This window comes from Streptomyces desertarenae (assembly GCF_042681365.1).
GTDB lineage: Bacteria > Actinomycetota > Actinomycetes > Streptomycetales > Streptomycetaceae > Streptomyces > Streptomyces desertarenae.
Map to the genome: position 1 here is coordinate 47071 of NZ_JBHUFU010000025.1, position 8893 is coordinate 55963.

The following is an 8893-nucleotide window of genomic DNA, read 5'->3' on the forward strand; positions in this document are numbered from 1 at the left end:
GCCGCCACTGGCAACGACTCCTTCGCGCCGCCCGTCCTTGTGCCGGTCATGGTAGCCCCACCTCGCGGCCCGCCACACCCTGTCACCGAGATGTCACTGTGCACGTAGCTGAAACGCTGCGGAGGACCCGAAGGTTCCCTGAATCCAGCACTTCCACACCTATTGCGCCGGGATCCCACAGCACGTCACACGCACCGGAACCATCGCACATCACTCCTTGCGCATCCACCTCGCCATGACGGACAGCAGATGATCGGTGTCCACCGGCTTGGTGACGTAGTCCGACGCCCCCGACTCGATGCTCTTCTCCCGGTCGCCCTTCATCGCCTTGGCGGTCAGCGCGATGATCGGCAGCCCCGCGAACTGCGGCATCCGCCGGATCGCCGCGGTCGTGGCGTACCCGTCCATCTCCGGCATCATGATGTCCATCAGAACGACCGCCACGTCGTCGTGCTGCTCCAGCACCTCGATGCCCTCGCGTCCGTTCTCGGCGTAGAGCACCTGGAGGCCGTTCTGCTCCAGCACGCTGGTGAGGGCGAAGACGTTGCGGATGTCGTCGTCGACGATCAGCACCTTCTCGCCTCCGAAGACGCCGCCCGAGCGGCTCCCCGGCGCCCGGCCGTCCTGCGGCCACACCGGCGCCGTCCGCCCGTCGGCCGCGTGCTCGTCCCCCGTCTGCCGCGGCGGCTGCTTCTTCGGCATCGGCGGGACCTGGCGCCGCCGGGAGGCGAGGGCCGCCGCGGCGCGCTCCGCGGCGGGCACGTCCAGCGCGCCGCCCGTCTCCCGGAGCGCCGGCGCCTCCCCCGCACCGGGGGCCCCCTCGGTCTCGGTGCCGTGCCGCTCCCCGCCGTTCTGCGGGGCGACCGCGCCCGCCGGGGTTCCGGCGGGCTGCGGGTAGCCCTGGGGCGGCAGCTCGGTCGGGGCCAGGGGCAGGTAGAGGGTGAAGGTGGATCCCCGGCCCGGCTCGCTGACGGCGTGGATCTCGCCGCCCAGCAGCCGCGCGATCTCCCGGCTGATGGACAGGCCCAGGCCGGTGCCGCCGTACTTGCGGCTGGTGGTGCCGTCCGCCTGCTTGAACGCCTCGAAGATCACCCGCATCTTGCTCTGCGCGATGCCGATGCCGGTGTCGGTGACCGAGAAGGCGATCAGGTCGGCGTCGGGGTCGCGCAGCGAGCCGTGCTCCAGCATCTGCTCGCGGATCGACTCCGGGACGTCCGCCTTCGCCGAGCGGATCACCAGCTCCACCGCACCGCTGTCGGTGAACTTCACCGCGTTCGACAGCAGGTTCCGCAGCACCTGGAGCAGGCGCTGCTCGTCGGTGTGGAGCGTGGGGGGCAGCTCCGGGGAGACCCGCACCGAGAAGTCCAGCCCCTTCTCCGCGGTGAGCGGCCGGAAGGTGGCCTCCACGTAGTCCACGAGCTGCACCAGGGCGATGCGGGTCGGGCTGACGTCCATCTTCCCCGCCTCGACCTTCGACAGGTCGAGGATGTCGTTGATCAGCTGGAGCAGGTCCGAGCCCGCCCCGTGGATCGTCTCGGCGAACTCCACCTGCTTGGGCGAGAGGTTCCCCTCGGCGTTGTCGGCCAGCAGCTTGGCGAGGATCAGCAGCGAGTTCAGCGGGGTGCGCAGTTCGTGCGACATGTTCGCCAGGAACTCGGACTTGTAGCGCATCGAGACGGCGAGCTGCTCGGCGCGCTCCTCCAGGACCTGCCGTGCGTCCTCGATCTCGGAGTTCTTGATCTCGATGTCGCGGTTGGTCTTGGCCAGCAGTTCCGCCTTCTCCTCCAGCTCCTCGTTCGAGGCCTGGAGCGCCCGCTGGCGGCTCTCCAGCTCGATCGAGCGCTCCTGGAGCTGCTCGGCCAGCTCCTGCGACTGCTTGAGCAGGCGCTCGGTCTTGGTGTTGACGCTGATGGTGTTGACGCTCGTGGCGATCATCTCGGCGATCTGGCTCAGGAAGTCCTTCTGGATCTGGGTGAAGGGCTGGAAGGAGGCCAGTTCGATGACGCCGAGGACCCGGTCCTCGAAGAGCAGCGGCAGCACGACCACGTTGGCGGGCGGCGCCTCGCCCAGCCCGGAGGCGATCTTCAGATAACCGGGCGGGGCGTTCTCCACCAGGATCGTGCGCTTCTCCTCGGCCGCGGTGCCCACCAGGGACTCGCCCGGCCGGAAGGAGGTGGGCATGGTCCCCGGCGAGTAGCCGTAGTTGCCGATCATCCGCAGCTCGTAGGAGCCGTCCTCGCTCGCCCCGACGCCGACCTCGGTCCCGCCGCCGGTCGGGGCGGCCACGAAGAAGGCGCCGTGCTGGGCCGAGACCACCGGGGTCAGCTCGCTCATGATCAGCCGGCCGACGTCCTCCAGGTCGCGGCGGCCCTGCATCAGGCCGGAGATGCGGGCGAGGTTGCCCTTGAGCCAGTCCTGCTCCTGGTTGGCCAGCGTGGTCTCGCGCAGGGTGGCGATCATGGTGTTGACGTTGTCCTGGAGGGCCAGGATCTCGCCGGCGGCGTCCACGTCGATCTTCACGTTGTGGTCGCCGCGGGTCACCGCGGCGGCGACCGCGGCGATGGCCCGCACCTGGCGGGTCAGGTTGCCCGCCATCTCGTTCACCGACTCCGTCAGGTCCTTCCAGGTGCCCGAGACGCCGTCCACCCGGGCCTGGCCGCCCAGCTGCCCCTCGGTGCCCACCTCGCGGGCGACCCGCGTGACCTGCTCCGCGAACGACGACAGCTGGTCCACCATCGTGTTGATCGTGGTCTTCAGCTCCAGGATCTCGCCCCGGGCGTCGATGTCGATCTTCTTGGTGAGGTCGCCCTTGGCGATCGCGGTGGTGACCATCGCGATGTTGCGGACCTGGCCGGTGAGGTTGGAGGCCATGGAGTTCACCGACTCCGTGAGGTCCTTCCAGGTGCCCGACACCCCGGGCACCCGGGCCTGGCCGCCGAGGATGCCCTCGGTGCCCACCTCGCGCGCCACCCGCGTCACCTCGTCGGCGAACGACGACAGGGTCGTCACCATGGTGTTGACGGTGTCGGCGAGCTGGGCGACCTCGCCGCTCGCCTCGACGGTGACCTTCTTGGTCAGGTCGCCGTTGGCGACCGCCGTCGCGACCTGGGAGATGTTGCGGACCTGGCCCGTCAGGTTGGACGCCATCAGGTTGACGTTCTCGCTGAGGTCCTTCCAGATGCCCGTGACCCCGGGCACGTGGGCCTGGCCGCCGAGGATGCCCTCGGTGCCCACCTCGCGGGCGACCCGCGTGACCTGCTCGGCGAACGACGACAGCTGGTCCACCATCGTGTTCACGGTCGTCACCAGGGCGAGGATCTCCCCCTTGGCGTCGACGGTGATCTTCTTGGAGAGGTCTCCCTTGGCGACCGCGGTGGTGACCTCGGCGATGTTGCGCACCTGGGAGGTCAGGTTGTTCGCCATGCCGTTGACGGACTGGGTGAGGTCCTTCCAGGTGCCGGAGACCCCCTCCACCTCGGCCTGGCCGCCCAGGATGCCCTCGGTGCCCACCTCGCGCGCCACCCGCGTGACCTGCTCCGCGAACGACGACAGCTGGTCGACCATGGTGTTGAGGGTGTTCTTCAGCTCCAGGATCTCGCCCCGGGCGTCCACCTCGATCTTCTGCGACAGGTCACCGCGCGCCACCGCCGTGGCGACCTGGGCGATGTTGCGCACCTGGGCGGTGAGGTTGCCCGCCATGCCGTTGACCGAGTCCGTCAGGTCCCGCCACACGCCGGCCACCCCGGGCACCTGCGCCTGGCCGCCCAGCCGGCCCTCGGTGCCCACCTCGCGGGCGACCCGCGTGACCTGCTCGGCGAAGGCGGAGAGCTGGTCCACCATCGTGTTGAGGGTGTTCTTCAGCTCCAGGATCTCGCCCCGGGCGTCCACCTCGATCTTCTGCGACAGGTCACCGCGCGCCACCGCCGTCGTCACCTGCGCGATGCTGCGCACCTGCGCGGTGAGGTTGGACGCCATGGAGTTGACGGAGTCCGTCAGGTCCTTCCAGGTGCCCGAGACGCCGTCCACGCGCGCCTGGCCGCCCAGCCGGCCCTCGGTGCCCACGTCCCGGGCGACCCGCGTGACCTGCTCGGCGAAGGCGGAGAGCTGGTCGACCATGGTGTTGACGGTGTTCTTGAGCTGGAGCATCTCGCCGGAGACGTCCACGGTGACCTTCTGCGACAGATCGCCGTTGGCCACCGCCGTCGTCACCTGCGCGATGTTGCGGACCTGACCCGTCAGGTTGCGGAACGCGGTGTTCACCGAGTCGGTGAGGTCCTTCCACGTCCCCGCCGCCCCCGGCACCTGCGCCTGGCCGCCCAGCTCCCCCTCGACGCCGATCTCCCGGGCGACCCGGGTGACCTCGGAGCCGAAGGCGGAGAGCTGGTCCACCATGGTGTTGACGGTGTTCTTCAGCTCCAGCATCTCGCCGGAGACGTCCACGGTGACCTTCTGCGACAGATCGCCGTTGGCCACCGCCGTCGTCACCTGCGCGATGTCGCGGACCTGCGCGGTGAGGTTGCGGAACGCGGTGTTCACCGAGTCGGTGAGGTCCTTCCACGTCCCCGCCGCCCCCGGCACCTGCGCCTGGCCGCCCAGGACGCCCTCGGTCCCCACCTCGCTCGCGGCGCGCGTCACCTCGTCGGCGAACGTCCGCAGCGTCTCGGTCATCGTGTTGATCGTGTCGGCGAGCTGGGCCACCTCGCCGCGCGCGTTGACCGCCACCTTCTGCGACAGGTCGCCGTTGGCGACGGCCGTCGTCACCCGTGCGATCTCGCGCACCTGGGAGGTGAGGTTGCCCGCCATCGTGTTGACGGAGTCCGTCAGGTCCTTCCACACGCCGCCGGCACCCGGCACGCGCGCCTGGCCGCCGAGCTGCCCCTCGGTGCCGACCTCGCGTGCGACGCGCGTCACCTCGGACTGGAAGGCCGAGAGCTGGTCCACCATCGTGTTGACGGTGTTCTTCAGCTCCAGCATCTCCCCGGCGACGTGCACGGTGACCTTGCGGGACAGGTCGCCCTTGGCCACCGCCGTCGTCACCAGGGCGATGTCGCGGACCTGCGCGGTGAGCCGGGACGCCATCGTGTTGACCGAGTCGGTCAGGTCCTTCCAGGAGCCGGACATCCCGCGCACCCGCGCCTGGCCGCCCAGCTTGCCCTCGGTGCCCACCTCGCTGGCCACGCGCGTGACCTCGTCGGTGAAGGTCGACAGCTGGTCCACCAGCCCGTTGACGGTGCGCCCGACCTTCAGGAACTCGCCGCGCAGCGCCTGCGTCGTCCCGTTCGGCCCGTGGACCCGCAGGTCCATGCGCTGCTCCAGATCGCCCTCGGCGACCGCCGACAGCACCCGGCCGACCTCGGAGACGGGCCGCACCAGGTCGTCCACCAGCGCGTTCGACGCGTCGATGGCCGCGGCCCAGGCGCCTTCGCAGGCCCCCGTCTCCAGCCGCTCGGTCAGCTTCCCGTCCCGGCCCACCACCCTGCGCACCCGGGCCAGCTCGCTGGTGAGGTGGAGGTTGCGGTCGGCGACCTCGTTGTAGACGGCGGCGATCTCGGCCATCGGGCCGTCGCCGGTGACGGTGAGGCGTTTGCGGAAGTTTCCGTCCCGCATCGCCTCCAGAGCGGTCAGCAGCCGGTTGACCGCGGCCGCGTCAACCTCGATCACCCCGTTTGCCCGAGACCGTCCGCTTTTCGTGCGCGTGCCGGCGCCTCGCGCCGTTCCGCCAGACTGCACCGTGTCCCTCCCGCTGGGTCGAACGTTCCGCCCGGGCATTCACATCGAGCCTTCCCAGTGTTTCACCATGGTGGAACCAGGCGATAACAGTTCGGCAGCATCGCACACCGCCGCCCGAACACCCCGAGGGGGAAACACCTGCATCCGGGGCCCGCCGGTACTGCGAACGTAAGTAACCTGGCACCCGGCTGTCCATCCGCCTCCCGGAGCCGCCGGGGACGGACGGCCGCGTGATCACGACGGGTAATCGGAGGGCGCTGCGGTGGACGAGGCGAGTGCCGGGCAGCGGCTGGCCGCGGCGTCGGTGGGCGCCCAGCGGACACCCCTGCCCCCGGCGCGCACGGACGGCGACGACGGATCCATGGGGAGAGAAGTGATCACGGCGCGAGCTGCCGCTACCTTCGAGCCGGTCGGACGCTCGGTCGCGGCCGCCCGGGCCTTCGTCCGCGACACCCTCCAGGGCTGGGGCCTGGCCGACGTCATCGACGACGCCGTGGTCCTCACCAGCGAGCTGGTCACCAACGCCGTCATCCACGCCGGCACCGCCGCCGACGTCCTGTGCCTGCGCGAGGGCGCCGGCAGCGTGCGCGTCGAGGTCGTCGACCGCTACCCCGACAGGGGCCTGCCCCTCCAGGACCTGGGCCACCACTACGGCGACCCCGACCGCGAGGGAGGCCGGGGCCTGCTGCTGTGCGCCTCGCTCGCCGACCGCTGGGGTGTGGAGTACACCGCCACCGACAAGCACGTCTGGTTCCGCCTCGACCTCCCCGAGCGCCCGGTCGGCACCCGCAGCGCCGGCCCCGTCCTTCCCGACAGCGCCCTGCCCGTCACCGACTCCCGGGTCCGTGTCGCCGTGCTCCAGGTCGACCGGGGCGGCGCCGTGTCCGCCTGGAACGACGACGCCCGCGAGCTGTTCGGCTACACCGCCGAGCAGGTCGCCGGCAAGCCCCTCACCGACCTGGCGGCCTGGCCCCACACCCCCGGCCTGGGCACCGGCATCGCCGAGGCACTGGCCCTCTCCCGCTGGGAGGGCTCCTACGGCGTCCGCGGCGCCGACGGCCGCACCATCCCCGTCTACGCCTCCCACCTGCGGGTCCGCGGCGCCGACGGCGAACCCTCCACCGTCTGCCTGCTGGTGCGCGACCACGAGCGCGCGGTGCTCCAGTCCCCGCCGCGCGGCGGGGCGTCCGACGCCTCGGGCACCTTCGAGGGCCGTGAGCACTCCGGCGCCGACCCGTTCGAGGCCTTCATCGGCTCGCCTCCGCCGGACGACCTCGACGGCCTGCTCCAGCGCACCGTCGAGCGGGCCCGCGACATGCTCGACGGTGACGCCGCGTTCCTCCTGCTGGCCACCGACGACGAGACCGAGCTGGAGGTCCGCGCCACCACCGGGCTGCCCTCGGCCCGCCAGCGCTTCGCCCGGGTTCCCGTCGAGGCCGGCAGCGGCCGCTACGGCTCGGCCCGGATGCCCTCGGTCCACGAGGACCTCGCCTCCGTGCCCGGCGCGGTGCCGCTGCTGGAGGGCACGGGGATGCGCTCGGTGGTCACCGTCCCCCTGAAGGTCGAGGGGCGGCTGACCGGTTCCCTGGGCGTCTCCGCCGAGGCACCCGGCCGGTACTCCAACGAGGAGGCGCTGCGGCTGCAGTTCGCCGCCGACCGGATCGCCCTGGCCGTGGAGTCCGCGCGGCTGACCGAGCTGGAGCGGCTGCGCCGCGGCTCGCTGTCCTTCCTGGTCGAGGCCTCCGACCTGCTCGCCGGGACGCTGGACCGCGACCAGACCCTCGCCCTGATGGCCCAGATGACGGTCCCCACCCTCGCCTCCTGGTGCGCCGTCTACACCATCGCCGACCAGTCGTCCGAGCCCGAACTCTCCTATGTGCTGCACGAGGACGAGGAGCGCATCGACGGCCTCAAGGCCCTGCTGTCCAAGGTCCCGCCGCCGGACCCGGTGCCCTCCCCCGGCGCGCGGGTGTGGAGCGCACCGGGTGACGCGGCGCACTCCGCCGCCCTGCGCACCTCCCTGCGCAGCCTGGGCCTGGACAAGACGGGCCTGTCCAGCGACCGTCTGCCCTCCTTCGCCTCCGGCGTGGCCGGCACCACGCTCGCCACCGCCTCCGCGGTCGGTGGCGAGACGGTCGTCCTGCCCCTGGTGGCGCGCAACCGCGTCATCGGCATGCTGACCCTGGGCAAGCCGACCGAGGAGCGCTTCCGGCAGGAGATCCTGGAGCTGGCCGAGGACCTCTCGCGCCGTGCCGCCCTGGCCCTGGACAACGCCCGCCTCTACAGCGAGCGGACGGCCATCAGCCAGTCCCTCCAGCGCAGCCTGCTGCCGCCCGAGCTCCCCCGGGTGCCCGGGGTGGAGGTCGAGGTCATCTACCGCGCCGCGGGCGAGGGCAACGAGGTCGGCGGCGACTTCTACGACATCTTCCCCATCGGGGACGGCACCTACGGTTTCGCCATCGGGGACGTCTGCGGCACCGGTCCGGAGGCCGCGGCGGTCACCGGCCTGGCGCGCCATGCGCTGCGGCTGCTGGCCCGGGAGGGCCTCGGCGGCCCCGCCGTCCTGGAGCGGCTCAACGCCGCCATCCTCGACGAGGGCTCCCGCAGCCGTTTCCTGACCCTGCTCTACGGCGAACTGCGGCCGCGGCCGGAGGGCGGCGCCGTGCTCAAGGTCGTCTGCGCGGGCCACCCGCTGCCGCTGCGCCTGCGCCAGGACGGCACCGTCGAACCGGCCGCCGAACCGCAGCCGCTGCTCGGCGTGATGGACGACCTGGAGCTGTACGAGGAAACGGTCACCCTCGACCCGGGTGACGTCCTGCTGTGCGTCACCGACGGCGTGACCGAGCGCCGTGAGGGCACCCGCATGCTGGGGGACGACGGCCTGGCGGAAGTCCTCACCGCCTGCACGGGCCTGACGGCCGGCGCCGTGGCGTCGCGTGTGATGCGCGCGGTGGAGCGGTTCGCCGCGGACGCCCCCTCCGACGACATGGCGATCCTCGCGATGCGCGTACCGGAGCACGACTGAGGGACGGGAGCCGGAAACGACCGAGGCCCCCGCCGTACGGCGGGGGCCTCGGTTTCTCTGCGAGCCCCAATACGGAATCGAACCGTAGACCTTCTCCTTACCATGGAGACGCTCTGCCGACTGAGCTATTGGGGCGAG

2 protein-coding genes and 1 tRNA gene are annotated in these 8893 nt (G+C 71.6%); 1 reads left to right on the forward strand and 2 read right to left on the reverse strand.

The window, feature by feature from the left end:
- Positions 1–210 precede the first annotated feature (210 nt).
- Positions 211–5730, reverse strand: a complete 5520-nt coding sequence (locus ACFSJS_RS26275) for a HAMP domain-containing protein (RefSeq protein ID WP_380904695.1) — start codon at positions 5728–5730, stop codon at positions 211–213.
- A 373-nt stretch (positions 5731–6103) separates the two neighbouring features.
- Between ACFSJS_RS26275 and ACFSJS_RS26280 the strand changes: the two genes are divergently transcribed.
- Positions 6104–8755 carry a SpoIIE family protein phosphatase gene (locus tag ACFSJS_RS26280; RefSeq protein ID WP_380904706.1) on the forward strand — a complete coding sequence of 884 codons (2652 nt, stop codon included), beginning with the start codon at positions 6104–6106 and terminating at the stop codon, positions 8753–8755.
- A gap of 62 nt (positions 8756–8817) precedes the next feature.
- On the opposite strand, the gene ACFSJS_RS26285 is transcribed toward ACFSJS_RS26280, so the two are convergent.
- Positions 8818–8890: transfer RNA gene (locus ACFSJS_RS26285), tRNA-Thr, on the reverse strand.
- Between the last annotated feature and the right edge of the window lie 3 nt (positions 8891–8893).